This window comes from Pseudoalteromonas sp. NGC95, assembly GCF_015864705.1.
Taxonomy (GTDB): Bacteria; Pseudomonadota; Gammaproteobacteria; order Enterobacterales; family Alteromonadaceae; genus Pseudoalteromonas; species Pseudoalteromonas arctica.
The window spans coordinates 1-15,506 of sequence record NZ_JADYWR010000021.1; the positions used below are offsets into that span (position 1 = coordinate 1).

The window sequence follows — 15,506 nt, forward strand, 5'->3', positions numbered from 1 at the left end:
CTATTGCGAGAAAGCTTAACATCCCTAAGTTCGAGCCTTACTTTAAAATAAAACCCTATTTAGAGCAGCATAATGTCGTTGTGCGCTCATCGAATTATGAACTCTACGCTGATTTGAGTGAAAGAATGATGACAGTCATCAATCGTTTTTGTGATGACCATTATGTTTATAGTATTGATGAGTCATTTTTACGTTTTACTGGTTTTTCTAAAATTATTAACGACTGGACTGACTACGGACACACTATACGCCGGGCTGTATGGCGTGAGACAGGACTGCCCGTTGGGGTAGGCTTTGGCACTACTCCAACGTTAGCTAAAGCAGCCAATCATGCAGCAAAAAAACTGTCAGGCTATAACGGGGTTGCTGTTATTAATGATGATATATCACGCCAAGAAGTACTTATACGTATGGATGTTACCGATGTCTGGGGTATTGGTTCTCGACTCGGTAGTAAACTCAAGGTGATGGGAATTAAAAGTGCATGGGATTTAGCGAATCAAAACCCAAAAGCAATGCGACGTATTTTTAGCGTTGTTGTTGAGAGGATTGTAAGTGAACTCAATGGCATCGCTTGTTTGAGCTGGGATGAAGTAAAACAGGATAAAAAAGAAATCTACTCTACAAGAAGTTTCGGGGAAAGAGTGAGTGATTTAAATGCATTAAAATCAGCCCTCGTAACACACGCAGCGATTGTTGGTCGTAAGCTAAGGAAACAGCAGTCATTAGCAAAACGACTCGTTATATTCGCTGCAAGCTCGCCACACGAAAACATGTATTATAAAAAGTCTTTGCTCTATGATTTTCCTATACCTACATCTGATACCAATGTCATAGCCAATGCTGTTTCAGATGTTATTAATGATATTTTTAAACCTAACACCCGCTTTTATCGCTGCGGTATTGGCGCAATAGAATTAGAAAGTGAGTTATTTCAACAAGCAGATATGTTCGCTGTGAGTAAAAATAATCCAGAAGTAATGGCATGCTTGGATGCTATAAATAAACGCTATGGGGTCGGCACTTTGTCTTTAGGAAGTGAAAAGCTGACACAGTCATGGACTATGAAACGGGCTTTTTTATCACCCCACTACACAACACGCTGGTCTGATATTCCAATCATAGATTGTGATTGAATTGGGTTACATTCATCAATGTATTGTGTACCTTTAATTTGCATGCTTTCAGTAAGCTCTATATTAGTAATTACTTTATCAACCAGTAAATACTAACATACTAAGTTGACTATCAACTTATCGCTCTTACCACTCTTCCTGATAGGATTTAACTCTATTGAACAGAGCTTTAGCTACTAAAAATTATGCTGCCATGCCAGCTAAACATTTATTAAGTCATAAATTCATAAGGTGTCACAGAAACTTTTATACGTTTATGTGAGGTTTCTCACATACTTCGAGATATAAATAGATCCATCTTTCATTAAGATACACCTAATCCAATAAAAAAGGTGTTTAGAAAATGAAATTAAATAATCAAGAAATTAAAAACTTAAAATGCAATTCGGGGCAGAAACAAATTAAAAAATATGACGATAAAAACTTATATTTATTAGTAAAAAATACAGGCTTAAAACTATTTTGTTTCCGTTATATTTTTGATGATAAGCATAAAGACATAGTCTTGGGGAATTACCCTCAAACAACTCTCGAGCAGGCTCGCACCAAAGCGAACCAAGTCCGCTTACTTCTTAGCAATTCAACTGATCCTATGGCTCAAGGTAAGATTCAAAAAGGTTAAGGACCTCGTGAAAATTTAAAGTTTAACTAAATTTCACTTTTACGTTTAAAATTATAGCCAACAAGCAAAATTACTATGTTGTTGGCTAAACTACTTGCCTTAAAGAATTAGTAGATTATGAAATATAATCAATAATAAGCTATGAAGTTTGGGCTATAAGATGGATGATATTGTGTCTCGTGATTTTAATGGCATAGCTTCAACTTTATTAAGCGAACAAGAAGACTATCATCGTATCGAATGCAATTAGCCGATAATTGGTAATCCTACCTCACCATCTTTAAGTGCCTTTAAATATTTAGCCTCATCGTAGCAGCATTTCGTTTTCCAAAAAGCGATAGATTATGCGTATCCATTTAAATACAAGTGTTAAAACAGCAGATTGATGAGACTTACCTTTAGAGCGTTGCCCCTGATAATATAAACCCGCCCATAAGATGTATCCACCGTTTTAGCTCTTTGCCGAAGTTCAGCTCAGTGCCATAAGCGGACATTAAAGCGTAACTCGTTTCTGCGCCTAAGCTTGCTAGCTATTTCGTTTACAACTGATAACTTGGCTTATAATTTCTAATTGGTGTAGTGTTTAAGAAGTCAGTGATTATTTTCTCTGTTGAATATAGGTTCAGTAAGAAGGTAAAAACAGTGAACATGAAAAAATTTTCAGGCGTAGTTGGGTTCTCGTCTTACACTCTTTGTAATAAATAGCCCAATAGTAGGTAATGCTGCAAGCTTCTGATTTGAATGAAATGTTGGGATACTGAAGGGAAAGCACAGTTTTATCAGGATATCACCCCTAGAGTTGCACTTTATGCAACTTGCTACTTTTGTGGTGAGCCTTAAAGACTGAGACTTAAATAGGATTTAATATGCTAATAAACATAAGAAACTGTAATAATATTGACAGTGCCAGCCTAGAAATTAAAAAAGGTCAACTGAATATAAAATTTGCCCCAAACGGCACAGGCAAGAGCACTATAGCCAAAGCTTTAATCTCTAATAGTGATGAAGAAAAGCTTTCTGAGCTGATGCCCTTTAAACTAAGAACTGACAATCCAGATAAGCTAAAGCCTCAGGTGACAGTTACAGAAGAGTTGAACACGGTAATGTGTTTTAACGAAGATTATGTCAGTCAGTTTACATTCCAGTCAGATGAACTCTTGAGTAATAGCTTTGATATCTTGATTCGCAATGAAGCATATGTTGAGACTGAGAAAGAGATTGAAGATATTGTTAATAATATCAAGGCATTGTTCTTTGATAACGTAGAGTTAGACACTTTTATTGCAAACCTGAAGGAATTAGGAGCAGCTTTCAAGCTTACAAAAACAGGAATTTCAAAAGCTTCGACTGGTATGAAAGGTTTGTCTTCTGGGAATAAGATTGAACATATTCCCGCTGGTTTAGAAGTATATCAATCGTTTATTAGAAGCACTAGCAACGTAAACTGGATAGATTGGCAGACCAAAGGACAAAAAGAGTTTTCAGAAATATCAAATTGTTGCCCATTTTGCTCTAGCGACACTCAGGAAAAGAAAGAGCAGATAGAAAAAGTTGGGAAGGAATATGATAAAACAGTCATCAAAAATCTTGTTGGCATAATCGCTGTCATAGAAAAGCTAGGAGATTATCTTTCAGATGATACAAAAGAAAAGCTAGCGGTAATAACCTCTTTACCCGATGGTTTGGGTAAGGAACACGAACAATTCTTAAGTGATATAAAAAACCAAATTGACAACCTTTTTGAAAAGCTTGAACTACTAAAAAAACTCAATGGATTCAATTTTAAACAGGATGAGAACGTCAACGAAAAGTTAAGTGATTACAAGTTGGATTTGCAATTTTTCGCTATTATCGACTCAGAAAAGACGCAAGTGGCAATTGCCTCAATCAATGATTCAATTGATAACGTCAGTAAGCAGGCGGGCAAGCTTCAAGGTAAAATCAATATTCAGCGGGCAGGAATGCAAAAACTTATTAGTAAGCATCAAACAGATATAAACGACTTCTTGTCTTACGCTGGGTATAAGTATGTAGTCGAAATTTCTGGTGAAGATGACCAATCGCAGTTAAAACTTCGACATATAGATTACAATGATTTTGTTAGTGGAGGTGATCAACACTTAAGCTTTGGTGAAAGGAATGCCTTTGCAATCGTCTTATTTATGTATGAATGTTTAGCTAAAAAGCCAGACTTAATTGTATTGGATGATCCCATTTCATCTTTTGATAAAAATAAGAAGTACGCAATATTAGAGATGTTATTCCGTAGGAAGTCAAAAGAGTGCTTACAAGGTGACACTGTCCTGATGCTAACACATGATGTTGAGCCAATTATTGATACTGTCAAAGCTGTTTCTGATCAGTTTAATAATACAGTAGGGGCATCTTTCTTAAAGTACACTCAAGGTAAATTATACGAGCAATCAATAACAAAGGCTGATATCAAAACCTTTTCTCAGATCTGTAGTGGAGTCATAGGTAAAGAGTGTGATGTTATCCTTAAGCTCATTTATCTTCGAAGAAATTATGAAATCTTGGATGACAAAGAAGATGTTTATCAAGTGCTTTCGAACTTGTTCCATCTAAGAGAGATTCCTATTGATAAAAGGGAGCCTATCGTTGGCGAAGAGTATCCTAAAATGGATGCACAGAAATTTGATTTAGGCTGCTCAACTATTGCAAGTAGAATCACCGATTTTGACTATGCTGTCACTTTGGAACGTTTAAAAAATCAAGCTTCTTTAAAAGAAATTTATGAAGGGTGTAGTAACGGTTATGAAAAGCTGCAAGTATTTAGGCTGTTTAATATGGATGTTAAAAACTCTGTCATACGTAAATTTATTAATGAGACTTACCATATTGAGAATGAGTATATTTGTCAGCTTGATCCCAGTGAGTTCGACCTCATACCTGAGTATGTCAGAGTAGAATGCGATAAATATTTAGAAATAGAGTGAATTAAGGTTCTACTCTAGCAATACTGAGCTAGTACAGAGTGTTAAATTAGAGATGGCGCTGACACGTTTCGGTCTCACTGATTTCAGTTTCCCACTCATCCCTAGCTGAATTCATTTTATCAGCTACCTCTCTACAGTACTTCCTATCATTGGGGTGTAGGTAGTTCCAATAATCCATTACAGCTAAATTGGACTCTTCGTAATGCTGCCTAAATAGGTATGTAGATAGAATTGCTTGCCTATGAGGATTTTCATTAATGTTTGGAGTCCAGTATTTATCTGTATCTCCTAACAGGGCATTATTTTTTTTTAAATAATCGAATAACTCAATGCCAAAGACACTATGACGAATACCAAGACTTTCACTTCCTAACCTAAATGAGTCTAATACGTTATTAAACTCATAAACTTCTCTCTTGTAAATTTGTGTGCCGCTTAGCATCATGCAATCATCTATTATAAATTCAATTTCACTTACCGAATTTTCTTTAGGCTTACAATTTATTGCATGAACAAAATGACTTTCATTCGGAGAGCATGACGTAACAATCACAGACTGGCTTTCTTTGATGATTCGTTTCGCTTCATCCTCAAAATAGCTATCTTCAAAACCGTATTTATCAACTAGTATTGAAATATCTTGAGGGTTAGAGAAAACCTTATAAAAATGACCAAAGGCATTCATGTGCCACTCAACTAGATTAGAGTGCTCTCCAATTATATAAAAATTATGTTTATCATCAATTGTGGTATCTACAACTATAAATCCCATAAATCCTCTATTTAATCCCTGCGCACATAACGAGGCTGTAGAATAACTCTGACAGCCAAATCCAATTAAAAAACGAGTTCCTGTAATTAACTCTAATCGTTTTTAAAGCATTAGGTAATGCATTGGAACCCGTAAAACAGGCTTTTTTCTTAAAAAAGAGTAATTCTACAGCCTCAACGCCTCGTTAAGAGGCAATAAAATAGTTGGCTAAAATTAGCGACGAAGGAGAAAAAGCCAACTGTTTTTTGTCCTTTTAAACGGCTTTATAAGCTGCATTTAAGCCATACTTTTCGTTGTCTTATATAAAATTGGTAATTCGAAATTACGCTTTTTTATATCTCTGTCATATTTTACAGGCTTACAGAAACCAATTACTTGCAAATATATTAGGAACACTAATGCTTGATCATCTTCACTATCTGTAAACTGAATGTTTTTCTTTACCCATTTATAATCAAAAGTTTGCTTCCCGCCCTTTTTTTCTAGAAGCTCCATGATATGGCTAGTCCAATTATCATCAACTTTACTAACATGGCGTATGAATTTTTCTTTGGATTGGATATATGCCTTATAAACTAAGTGAGAATCAAATAAGTTATAAACCCAATCATCACTCTCAAGTTCTGGTGTTATATGTATATGCGGACTATTAAAATAAAATTCATTTGCTTCATCTAGAAGCTCTTTTAGGAACACTAGCATATACCGAGGTGTACATGAATTATTACCATCCAAAAAGTGTGTATCGAAAAAGTCATAATTCAATATATGTTCTTCATTACCCTCTGGACATTCGTGAAGTAAATTTGAGTTAAATAATTTATTAATTATCAGTAAATCTAATTTTTCAAACAATGTTCTTTTACTTCTTTTTCTTCCAAAAAGTTTATGGTAATAATGGGCGCATTTATATTTTATTCCTGTTTTTTTCTCTTCAAGTAATACTTTTTCATACCAGCGTAATCGGTACTCAGACATGTCACTAGACTCTAGGATATTTTTCATATGCCAAATACCTGAGTCTTCTAGTGCTAAATACATTCTGCGAGCAACAAAAGCCCTAATCTCTTCTCTATTCCAGACCAGTCTAAGAGTGTTATCTTCTGCTTTATCTGGGCCAAGAGAAGAAAAATCCAACCGATCATATAAATCAGATCTTAAAAATACTTTAAAACCTATTTTGGACTCACTATAAAGATCATCCTCTAGCTCGAGTAATGCTTCAATATAAGCTCTTTGAGTTTCATATTCTTCACCAGCAACAAATTTATCTAATTTATCGATAATAACCGTAGATTGACGAATATCCCTTTCTTTTATAGCTTTTGATACATTTTCAATTACTTTATCTAAGTTAAGCTCAATTTGTTTAACGGTTTTCGTTGCTTCTTTTGATAATTCTACATCAACAGGTATGTCTGAAAGCTTTGCTTTTATTTTAAAAGAAACTTTTTCGAAGAGATCTTTAATTCTACTTAATATAGATAAATGGCCCCCCCTCCCACCAGTGCGACTTAAAAATTCACTGAGGTAGTTTTCACACTCATTACTAGGAAAATTTTCAAGGTTTGATATTTCTTCTGAAATTCTTCTACAAATTTGAAATTTCCATAATAATTGAAAAGTTAATTTTTGAGATAAATTTGGGAAGTATTTTTTTGAATCTTCTTTAAGCTGCTCAAACTGTATTTGTTCGTCAATAGTTACTATTAAGTCGTTTTTATATACTTCGAGAATTTGGCTCTTGTTTCTCATTAAATTAAAAATAGCGCTTTTTCCAGTACCAAATGCACCAATAATAATCGAGTGATTATCATTTAAAAATGACTTAATAGATCTAGTTGCAATAAAGCCCCTTTCAATTAAAGAATCTCTATGCCCATCCATATTACCCAAATCTAAAGTAGCTAATAATTCAGTTGGAAAAGGATCTTTTAAATTACAACGAACTTTACTCATACATACTTCCTTATAATTGAACTTGAGTATTAAACACTACACTAAGCTTTAGTTGCAGCTTAACGATATGATATCGGCCCAACGAATCGTTTTTCTTCCGAGTATTGGGCGAATTAATCTTACCCACATTAATAGCAAAATGATATATCACTAATTAACCGACATAAACGGCTCATTAGGTTGACTTCTGACTATAGGAGAAACTCTATAGCCACAGAAATGAGCGTCCGCTCATCGCTCATAGCTGCCGGTCTGTAGTGGTCAATAAAATTTGGCCACAGTTTTAGAATCTTTGTAGCTTCTCATTTCGTCATGATGTTAAAAAACACGCAAAGCAATCTCTGAGGTTCTTTTAGGGTTTTTATTTAATATTTATACTTTTCAGTAAAGAAGGCAGAAGCAAAGTGTTTTTTTCGCTATGTTTTTAATGACAAAATGAAAGAAATCCCACTAGGATAGTACCCAGCAGCAACCAAATAGCCAAGCTGTTGCACCGCACACGTCGCTCGATCGAATTAATAAGCTGATCTAAAGTAGTGTGGTGCGAACAGATAAGAAATAAAGAAATGAACAACAGTGAAAAGGAAGCTCTGAATGGAGTAGTTGCAATTTACCTAAATGATATCTATTAAAGTACGTACACTCTCTAAGCCCTCATCTACGTCATCAAGGATGTATTCAAGTGCCGAAAAGCCATTGAAGTGCTCGTTAGGCTTATTTATCCAACTATCAGCCTGCGAGCGGTCATTAAATATTAAGCCTAGCCCTCTATAAATTCCAATGATGTAAGAGATTCGTATCAATACATCCTCACTAAGGCTTCCAGTATCTCCTTGGTGCCACTTCTCATATATATGGCTACCTTGGCTACCCAGTAATAACTTTTGCTCATACGGCTCGATAAGCCAAGCTTTCATTATATTAAAAAAAGTTTTTAATGCCACTTGGGCAGTTCTTTGAGGGTTTTGTTGAAGATCTTTATCCATATGTATAATTACGCCTTAAAAACTTGTCTTTTAATAATAAAAATTTATAGCAGTATTAAGCCGTATCTCCCCAATACTCTAAAGCCATTACTTCTGAGCGTTCAGAACCCATATATTCAGCAAGCCTTTTTACTTTAATAGTATTTTGGTCTTTTCCGTTTACTGCATCTAAACCATAATGAACATCTAAAGTGCTGCCGTCTACAAACCAATGACAACGATCTTTGTGTCTTGAGCCTGCAACGTAGGAAGCTGCCCTATCCATTGCTTTGTTATAAAATACAAAAGTATCGCCATCTATCGTTCTTCCCTGACTACTGTATACCGTAAAAGCATATGCATGTACTAACTGAAGTGCGTCTTTCTCGTTCGAATATTCTGATTTTAAAAATGTTACTTTTTCTCCACAGTCTTTTTTTACCATAAAGAGAATATCTGAATTGGTATATTCAACTTTTATAATCCGACCTAATTGGCCATTGATTAAACCTAATCCAGGATTATTTTGGGTAAACCTTACACGATCCTGACTAGCAAATTTTTGTTTAAAATATTTATCAGAGACAGTACAGTTAACCTCAATCTCCTCTTTACCAAGCATACCTTTTTGCTGAAGCTTTTCTCGAATAAGTCCATTAAGAGGTTGGATATCTTTCCAGTTATACGCTAAAACCATCCACTGCTTTTTAGGAGTATTTCTAACAAATCGATCCCAATGTTCAATCAAACTTTCTAATGCATGGTTTCGAGATTCAGCTAAATGCAATAAATCTTTTTGTGCCATTACTTTGAGTCCTTCTTCAGAGTTACCGGCTCTCAGCAAAGTTACAAGGTTTCTTGCCCAATTCTCTCGTTGCCTATATATCGTTTGTAGCTCAGTAAAACTATATCTTTTAGATAAATATAACAGGCAGCCACCATGATTTATCGCACGTAATTGTTCAACTTCTCCTACTAAAACTAATTTCGAACCAGCTTGCTTTAAACCTTTTAACAAATCTAGAAGAGCTAATGAAGGGACTAATCCAGCTTCATCAATTAAAACTACTGTGTTTACAAATTTTCTATTTTTGTGTTTGATCTCTATTAGCAATTTTTCGAAAGTACTACTTTTTATCCCCGTATCAGCTTCTAGTTGAATTGCAGCAGATTTAGATACCGTAGCGCCAATCACATTATAACCAGATAACTCATAAGCAATGCGCAGCGCTCCCATTGAAGTAGACTTCCCTGCGCCTGCCCTACCTTGTAAAATATCGAGCCTTGTTTTACACAACTCCAATACTGAATTCTTTTGCTCAAAAGATAACTTAAACCCCAGCTCTAACTCTTGCTTTTCTATGGCCACCATAACTACATTTTCAGATAACTGATAAGTAGTATCCTTTCGCAGTAAATCAGTAATACTTATTAATTCACGTTCAGACCTTAACATGGAGCTCGTAGTGTATATTTCTTTGCCAAAAGGATCATTTAGTGGGCCAAGTAGTCTTTTGTTTTTGAGGATAGTATCAACGGTATTTAAAATTTCAGATAAGTTCACATGAAAAAACTGAGCCTCAGTAGCTGTTATTTCATATATTTTATGGATATCAATAATTGCTTTTGATTTTGTTAATTCTTTAATAACTTGGAATATTGGAATAGCCTCTAGGGCTGGTATTTTTTCTGTATTCAGGTTCTTATAAAAATCATCTCTTGTATAGCCCTGGTGGCTTAAAGCTGCACGCCATGCCTTTACTTGGCTAGCCCTACTTTTCTTTACCTTTGGTTTTCTCAAATAAAGTGAAACTTTATTCTTTATAGCTGGACTACTATCTTCAAGCCCCATCTCTTCAAGTTTACTTTTGATTCCTTCACTACGTTTGGAAAAAAACCTACAAATATCAAGGTTACTCCCTAAAAATGTAAAACAATCTGTCTCATCTATCCTGATTATTTGAAACCCTAGCTCTCTTAAGCCACTGGCAAGTAATGCTCTATAAATCTTTGCCGCAGCCTTTTGCCAACGGTATACCAACTGGGATTTTAAACTAGCCCACTTGTTATCTTGTCTTAAAGTTAGTCGGGAGAGTAATACATGCGTGTGTAAATGAAAATCGCCTTCTCTAGACTGGTAATGCTTAAACAGTATTGCTGCAAACCCCTTAGTCTTTTCTAAATGTTTCCCACCCTGTCCAGTACGAGTAAAAGATACTTTTTTCTCTAAAAACTCTAGAGCCCCTAAAACAGATTTAAATTGAACGTCATCTATATGTTTTTGAAGTAAATCATCAGCTCGTGCATAAGCTTTAGAGATAGGTTTAGGTGCATTAAAAACTAAATCCAGTATCTTTAACTTCTTACTCTTACTACTACCAATAAGTTGTGTTCCATCAATATCGCATGCCGAAAATATATTAACTAACTCATTAAAATACATTTTCGGCTTTAACTTAAGCGCTTTTGCCACTTCCCCTGCATAAAGAACATCTATAGGCAGAGCATTACTACCAGCTTCATCGTCTTCCATATAATATTCCAGACGTGATTGCTTCGATATCGAAATCACTAAATTTTAATTCCATTTTCAAGTAGACGATCAATGGCCTCCTCTTTTTTATCTTCACTCAAATTAAGCATAGCCGAAAATGTTTCTATCAAAAGTTCACTTTGTCTTTGTTCCATAAGGGTTAACTGGTTTTCTATTTTTTGTTGTTCAAAATAATTCAGGCAAGATTTACGGATGATGTTAGCTATAGTCGTACCATCATTCTCAGCCTTAACTTCTAACTTGTTATAATCATCTTTAGTAAACCTAATGGTTACTGATTTCTCTAATTTATCGTTCATATTTGAAAACCTTGATTTCTTCTTTTAAATTAGCCACTTAAATATATTTTCGAGTTACCATGTATTACATGGTTATTTTCTTATGCTGTTGTTTAGTAACGGTTTTTTATTTTTATTTTTTTAAAAAATACAAACCGTGCATAATGTCTAGAGACAAATAGAACTGATTATTGAACTTGCCCCTTCTCTGTCATCTTTTTACGTGTAAGAAGCCACGCATCTACATCTTTCACAAAAAAGCCTACAGAGCGAGAACCAAGTAAAATAGGTTTTGGAAAGTTAGGATCTAGCCGCCAGCGCCATAAGGTACTTTTACTAACTTGTAGCTCTTCCCTTAACTCTTTCAAACGAATGATTTTATTTTTAAACTTCATAATTTAACCTTATAAATTAATAATTTACCCTTGCTGAAAATCAGCAAGCCAAAGAATAATATAAGGTTTCAAAAGTGTTTACTGGGGATCATTTCAAAAGTGAGAGATATCTCTCATCAATAACTAGTCCACTAGACTAAATGAGTTAATTTTAGATATGACTAAACCATGCAGAGGGCTATATGTCTTACAAGCAGTTGCAATGTAATTTACGATTTTGAATAAGCGACTAAAGTAATATCAGAAGTAGGATTCAGCTAGTCCTATAGTTAGGTGTAAGGTACTAAGTCCTCAGGGGCTCTAATAGCAGGGTTAGTTGCCCCACCTTCTAAGAATAGGCTCTAGCAATACTCAACGCTCCTTATCGCTTTGGAGTAAGCTTAGCTCCTCCTCTTTGTGCTCAGAAGTAAGGTATTAAAAATATTGGAAGTAAGGTCAATTCACTTTTGCCGATCAGAAGTAACGTTCAGCTACCCTTATAGTTCAGGAGTATGGTACTAAGTCCTCAGGAACTCTAATAGCAGGGTTAGTTGCCCCACCTTCTAAGAATAGGCTCTAGCAAGACTCAACGATCCTTATCGCTTTGAAGTAAGCTTAGCTCCTCCTCTTTGTTCTCAGAAGTAAGGTACTAAGGCCTCAGGAACTCTAATAAGTAGGGTTAGTTGCCCTCCCCCCTAAGAATAGCTTGGGAGTAAGCTCAGCCCACCCTGTAATCAGAAGTAAGGCTAGACTGAAAATATAAAAACAATCTCACCTTTGCCGGAGTTGATTATGCCATCCATATGAAAATTATTTTTAAAATGTGAATTAAAACCATATTTAGATATTACGGACAGAATTTAATATGTTATAAATTAATATAACGATTATAAATAATTATAAAATTATAAATAAAAGTAACGTAGGAAAAAACCGCGTCTTCTTTTTTTACAAAATGCCGAAAACTCAATGTTAGCTTGCTACCTTTAAAGACACTCACGCTACCTTTAAAGACACTCACGCTACCTTTAAAGGCACTCACGCTACCTTTAAAGACACTCACGCTACCTTTAAAGGCACTCACGCTACCTTTAAAGACACTCACGCTACCTTTAAAGGCACTCACGCTACCTTTAAAGACACTCATGTCTGCCTTATAAAAGATACATGTACTACAACTGAAGCCACCGTTATCTCTTTAGAGGCAAGAATTTAAATTACTATTAAACTTCTTCTCTATGATATTTGACTAAAGCTTGATCAATTTTATGTCCGACATGAACTGTCAATTTTATTTCTTTGCCTTGGGGGCATGTTATAAACTCCACTGTATAATCATCATGGATAACAATAGCTTTTTTATCAAAAAGCGCATGGTGATTTGGGCAAAGGCACAATAGGTTTTCTTTAGTATCTGGACCATGATGAGGAGAGCCTAATGGCTTTATATGTGCCCCTTCAGCATAAAACCCCTTTGGTGTTTCTAATACTTCGTCACATATCTGACATTTGTGACCATATAATTCTTTTATATCTTCTGCGATCTGTGAGTTCCGAATGATTCGGTTAACGAATATTGGAGCTCTCTTTGGCTGTTCTGCAATTAGTTCAGCAATGTCTTCTGGTACTTCGCTATCAGCGCCAGAGTAAACAGAAAAGCCCAAACTTTCCAAAATAGGTTTTATGAATCCTTTAACACCGCTAGTACTCGTATTTTCTAAATATTTACCAAATTGATGAAAATATGCACCTAGAAAAATAGGCTTACATTCATACAATAGACCTTCGTAACAAACGAAGTAGGTAAAGCTATTGGATGGTGTAGCTTTACCTCTATATCTCATAAGATACTCTTCACGCCCTAGTGACCTGTATTCCTGTATCGCATGTATAATAGCTTCATAACTATTAAAATCTTTATAGCTCATAATGTAATATTTCCTTTTTAGATTATAGTGGTCACCCTAACTGCGGCTTACACTGGCCATTAAATTGATACCCTAAAATAATCGCCACTGCTAGGTGCACAGCTTCATATTATGAGGTCAGTACCTATATAACACACGAAATTAATTAGTACCTTTAAATAATGCAGTCAATACTTTATTATGAATATGCATTTTTGATATTTAGAACGCTAAGGGCTAATTATCATAATGGGGAATATCATTCTTTACTTCCCTCAGAAAAACTGATTTTATAGGTATGAACTTACAACAATACACTCATACGAAAAGTGGGGTATAAGTTGGGGTATATTTTAGAAGTTAAGCTTGCACCCCTTTAAAAATAAGCTAATGGACGGAATGATGTAATCATCCCCTAAACACCTAGCTCAAATAAAAACCCAGCTTCGGCTGGGTTTTTAGCTATTGGGCACAAATAAAGTAAAAGCCACAGGTGTGGCTAATTAATAAAATGACTTCGCGTATCCCTTTGCTTCTTAAATGCATGCCAAGCCATACTCAGAGTTAATTTTATTTATTAAAAATTATTAAGGATATTAAGATGAATAAAAAACCTGAACTGATCATCTCATCACTCGATGCAGATAGATTGTATGACTTAATGGAATCATTGCCTGCAGGTAGCTTTGCTAATAAAGAAGAATTGGAAGCTGAACTGGCACGAGCTACAATAGTCGAACCTAAAGATATGCCATCGTCAGTTGTAACGATGAACTCAACTGTAAACTTTATTGTTGAGTCTTCTAAAGAAGAATTTACGTTAACCTTGGTGTACCCAAAGAACAGTGACTCTAGCGGCGATAAAATATCGATATTATCACCTGTTGGTAGCGCATTACTTGGGCTAAACCAAGGCGACGAAATTGAGTGGCCTAAACCGAGTGGCGGCTTAATAAAGGTAAAAATAAAAGAAGTAACCTATCAACCAGAACGTGCTGGTGAATTACACAGATAAACACTTTATGCACTTAGTACTAAAAAATCGATTTAAAGTAAACCCAGCCTCAGCTGGGTTTTGCTTTTTATTATAAAGCAGATTGATATTGTTTAATTTATACCCACATCTAAGTTACGTATAACTAAGATTTATATTAAATGGATTTATTAAATAATAACGGAATATTCATCTTCTTTGTTTTTGTTGCCCTTGTGTCTGGGTTATTTTCATTCGTAGTTTGGGCTATGCTCAAAATGGTCACGTGGGGTAAAAGTATGTCTAAGGGGGCTTATTTATTTTTAGCATTCTTTCCGCTTATTTCTATTATTCCTATCCCACCGCCTACATACGAAAATGTACAAAAAGCAAAACAAGAACAAAGAAAACGCAAAGAAGACTCAGGTGATCCACCCGATGATGAAGACGAACTCGTAAGTTAATTCATATTACATACTGCGGGCATATACCTGCGTAATCGTTTACTAAATATGATAAAAAGCACATTTATTTAATAGTAAGGAGTGAGCTAAACATGACTAACGTTCAACAGCATATCGGCAGCATTGCATTAGTTGTTAAGGACTACGACGATGCCATTGAGTTTTATACTCAAAAGCTTAACTTTGAGTTAGTGGAGGATACTGATTTAGAAGATGGTAAACGCTGGGTGTTAATTTCACCTCCAAATTCAAACGGGGCTTGTTCAAACGGGGCTTGTTCGAGCAGGACTAATCTACTGCTTGCTAAAGCCACAACGCCCGAACAAATTAGCGCTATTGGTAATCAAACGGGTGGTCGTGTGTTTTTATTTTTGCATACCAATGACTTTTGGCGAGATTATAATTTAATGCTTTCTAAAGGCGTTACATTTAACGAAAAGCCTCGAGTAGAACCCTATGGCACCGTAGTGGTTTTTGAAGACTTATATGGTACAAAATGGGATTTACTGCAGCTTAATAATTAGTACGATAAAGTGACGCTTAAA

14 protein-coding genes and 1 pseudogene are annotated in these 15,506 nt (G+C 35.2%); 6 read left to right on the forward strand and 9 right to left on the reverse strand.

Going from position 1 to position 15,506, the window contains the following annotated elements; genetic code table 11:
- Together I6E70_RS16390 and I6E70_RS16395 are read left to right on the forward strand one after the other, a co-directional pair.
- The coding region (locus I6E70_RS16390) for a Y-family DNA polymerase (protein ID WP_231620136.1) at positions 1 to 1,136 on the forward strand (1,136 nt) is incomplete at its 5' end.
- 343 nt (positions 1,137 to 1,479) lie between these two features.
- Positions 1,480 to 1,758, forward strand: a complete 279-nt coding sequence (locus I6E70_RS16395) for an Arm DNA-binding domain-containing protein (protein ID WP_165725966.1) — start codon at positions 1,480 to 1,482, stop codon at positions 1,756 to 1,758.
- Between the two features lie 246 nt (positions 1,759 to 2,004).
- On the opposite strand, the pseudogene I6E70_RS16400 reads toward I6E70_RS16395, so the two are convergent.
- Positions 2,005 to 2,191, reverse strand: a pseudogene (locus I6E70_RS16400) (IS110 family transposase); the annotation flags it as partial.
- A 433-nt stretch (positions 2,192 to 2,624) separates the two neighbouring features.
- Here I6E70_RS16400 and I6E70_RS16405 point away from each other — a divergent pair.
- Entirely contained in the window at positions 2,625 to 4,715 is a 2,091-nt protein-coding gene (locus I6E70_RS16405; protein ID WP_197189209.1) for an AAA family ATPase, read from the forward strand.
- A gap of 46 nt (positions 4,716 to 4,761) precedes the next feature.
- On the opposite strand, the gene I6E70_RS16410 is transcribed toward I6E70_RS16405, so the two are convergent.
- The 8 genes from I6E70_RS16410 to I6E70_RS16445 all read right to left on the reverse strand — a co-directional run bounded on the left by I6E70_RS16410 (position 4,762) and on the right by I6E70_RS16445 (position 13,545).
- A complete protein-coding gene (locus I6E70_RS16410; RefSeq protein ID WP_197189210.1) occupies positions 4,762 to 5,487 on the reverse strand; it encodes a hypothetical protein in 726 nt (241 codons plus the stop codon).
- Between the two features lie 276 nt (positions 5,488 to 5,763).
- Positions 5,764 to 7,446, reverse strand: a complete 1,683-nt coding sequence (locus I6E70_RS16415; RefSeq protein WP_197189211.1) for a P-loop ATPase, Sll1717 family — start codon at positions 7,444 to 7,446, stop codon at positions 5,764 to 5,766.
- A gap of 614 nt (positions 7,447 to 8,060) precedes the next feature.
- Positions 8,061 to 8,432, reverse strand: a complete 372-nt coding sequence (locus tag I6E70_RS16420) for an MbcA/ParS/Xre antitoxin family protein (RefSeq protein ID WP_165725955.1) — start codon at positions 8,430 to 8,432, stop codon at positions 8,061 to 8,063.
- Between the two features lie 55 nt (positions 8,433 to 8,487).
- Positions 8,488 to 10,983, reverse strand: a complete 2,496-nt coding sequence (mobF, locus tag I6E70_RS16425) for a MobF family relaxase (protein WP_331459193.1) — start codon at positions 10,981 to 10,983, stop codon at positions 8,488 to 8,490.
- Positions 10,983 to 11,264 (reverse strand): plasmid mobilization protein, encoded by a 282-nt coding sequence (locus I6E70_RS16430; RefSeq protein ID WP_165725953.1) that lies wholly within the window; start codon positions 11,262 to 11,264, stop codon positions 10,983 to 10,985. The genes mobF and I6E70_RS16430 overlap by 1 nt, the downstream gene beginning before the upstream one ends.
- Before the next feature lie 167 nt (positions 11,265 to 11,431).
- Positions 11,432 to 11,638: a helix-turn-helix transcriptional regulator gene (locus I6E70_RS16435; RefSeq protein WP_166115111.1), complete on the reverse strand. Its 207-nt coding sequence runs from the start codon at positions 11,636 to 11,638 to the stop codon at positions 11,432 to 11,434.
- Between the two features lie 847 nt (positions 11,639 to 12,485).
- Complete coding sequence (locus tag I6E70_RS16440; protein WP_197189213.1) at positions 12,486 to 12,764, reverse strand: hypothetical protein; 279 nt, start codon at positions 12,762 to 12,764, stop codon at positions 12,486 to 12,488.
- 76 nt (positions 12,765 to 12,840) lie between these two features.
- A complete protein-coding gene (locus I6E70_RS16445; RefSeq protein ID WP_165725951.1) occupies positions 12,841 to 13,545 on the reverse strand; it encodes an HNH endonuclease in 705 nt (234 codons plus the stop codon).
- Between the two features lie 580 nt (positions 13,546 to 14,125).
- On the opposite strand from I6E70_RS16445, the gene rnk reads away from it, so the two are divergent.
- From rnk to I6E70_RS16460, 3 genes are all read left to right on the forward strand, one after another.
- Positions 14,126 to 14,539 carry a nucleoside diphosphate kinase regulator gene (gene rnk / locus I6E70_RS16450; protein ID WP_010555031.1) on the forward strand — a complete coding sequence of 138 codons (414 nt, stop codon included), beginning with the start codon at positions 14,126 to 14,128 and terminating at the stop codon, positions 14,537 to 14,539.
- 140 nt (positions 14,540 to 14,679) lie between these two features.
- The gene (locus I6E70_RS16455; RefSeq protein ID WP_197189233.1) at positions 14,680 to 14,961 is read left to right on the forward strand and encodes a hypothetical protein; all 282 of its coding nucleotides are present in this window, start codon (positions 14,680 to 14,682) and stop codon (positions 14,959 to 14,961) included.
- Positions 14,962 to 15,053: 92 nt separating this feature from the next.
- The gene (locus I6E70_RS16460) at positions 15,054 to 15,485 is read left to right on the forward strand and encodes a VOC family protein (RefSeq protein ID WP_197189214.1); all 432 of its coding nucleotides are present in this window, start codon (positions 15,054 to 15,056) and stop codon (positions 15,483 to 15,485) included.
- The last annotated feature ends 21 nt before the right edge of the window (positions 15,486 to 15,506 follow it).

Bases quoted from the DNA above. Each gene is read 5' to 3' on its own strand.
- I6E70_RS16395 (WP_165725966.1), top strand. From the start codon at position 1,480: ATGAAATTAAATAATCAAGAAATTAAAAACTTAAAATGCAATTCGGGG.
- I6E70_RS16405 (WP_197189209.1), top strand. From the start codon at position 2,625: ATGCTAATAAACATAAGAAACTGTAATAATATTGACAGTGCCAGCCTA.
- I6E70_RS16410 (WP_197189210.1), bottom strand. From the start codon at position 5,487: ATGGGATTTATAGTTGTAGATACCACAATTGATGATAAACATAATTTT.
- I6E70_RS16415 (WP_197189211.1), bottom strand. From the start codon at position 7,446: ATGAGTAAAGTTCGTTGTAATTTAAAAGATCCTTTTCCAACTGAATTA.
- I6E70_RS16420 (WP_165725955.1), bottom strand. From the start codon at position 8,432: ATGGATAAAGATCTTCAACAAAACCCTCAAAGAACTGCCCAAGTGGCA.
- I6E70_RS16430 (WP_165725953.1), bottom strand. From the start codon at position 11,264: ATGAACGATAAATTAGAGAAATCAGTAACCATTAGGTTTACTAAAGAT.
- I6E70_RS16435 (WP_166115111.1), bottom strand. From the start codon at position 11,638: ATGAAGTTTAAAAATAAAATCATTCGTTTGAAAGAGTTAAGGGAAGAG.
- I6E70_RS16440 (WP_197189213.1), bottom strand. From the start codon at position 12,764: ATGAGTGTCTTTAAAGGTAGCGTGAGTGCCTTTAAAGGTAGCGTGAGT.
- I6E70_RS16445 (WP_165725951.1), bottom strand. From the start codon at position 13,545: ATGAGCTATAAAGATTTTAATAGTTATGAAGCTATTATACATGCGATA.
- rnk (WP_010555031.1), top strand. From the start codon at position 14,126: ATGAATAAAAAACCTGAACTGATCATCTCATCACTCGATGCAGATAGA.
- I6E70_RS16455 (WP_197189233.1), top strand. From the start codon at position 14,680: ATGGATTTATTAAATAATAACGGAATATTCATCTTCTTTGTTTTTGTT.
- I6E70_RS16460 (WP_197189214.1), top strand. From the start codon at position 15,054: ATGACTAACGTTCAACAGCATATCGGCAGCATTGCATTAGTTGTTAAG.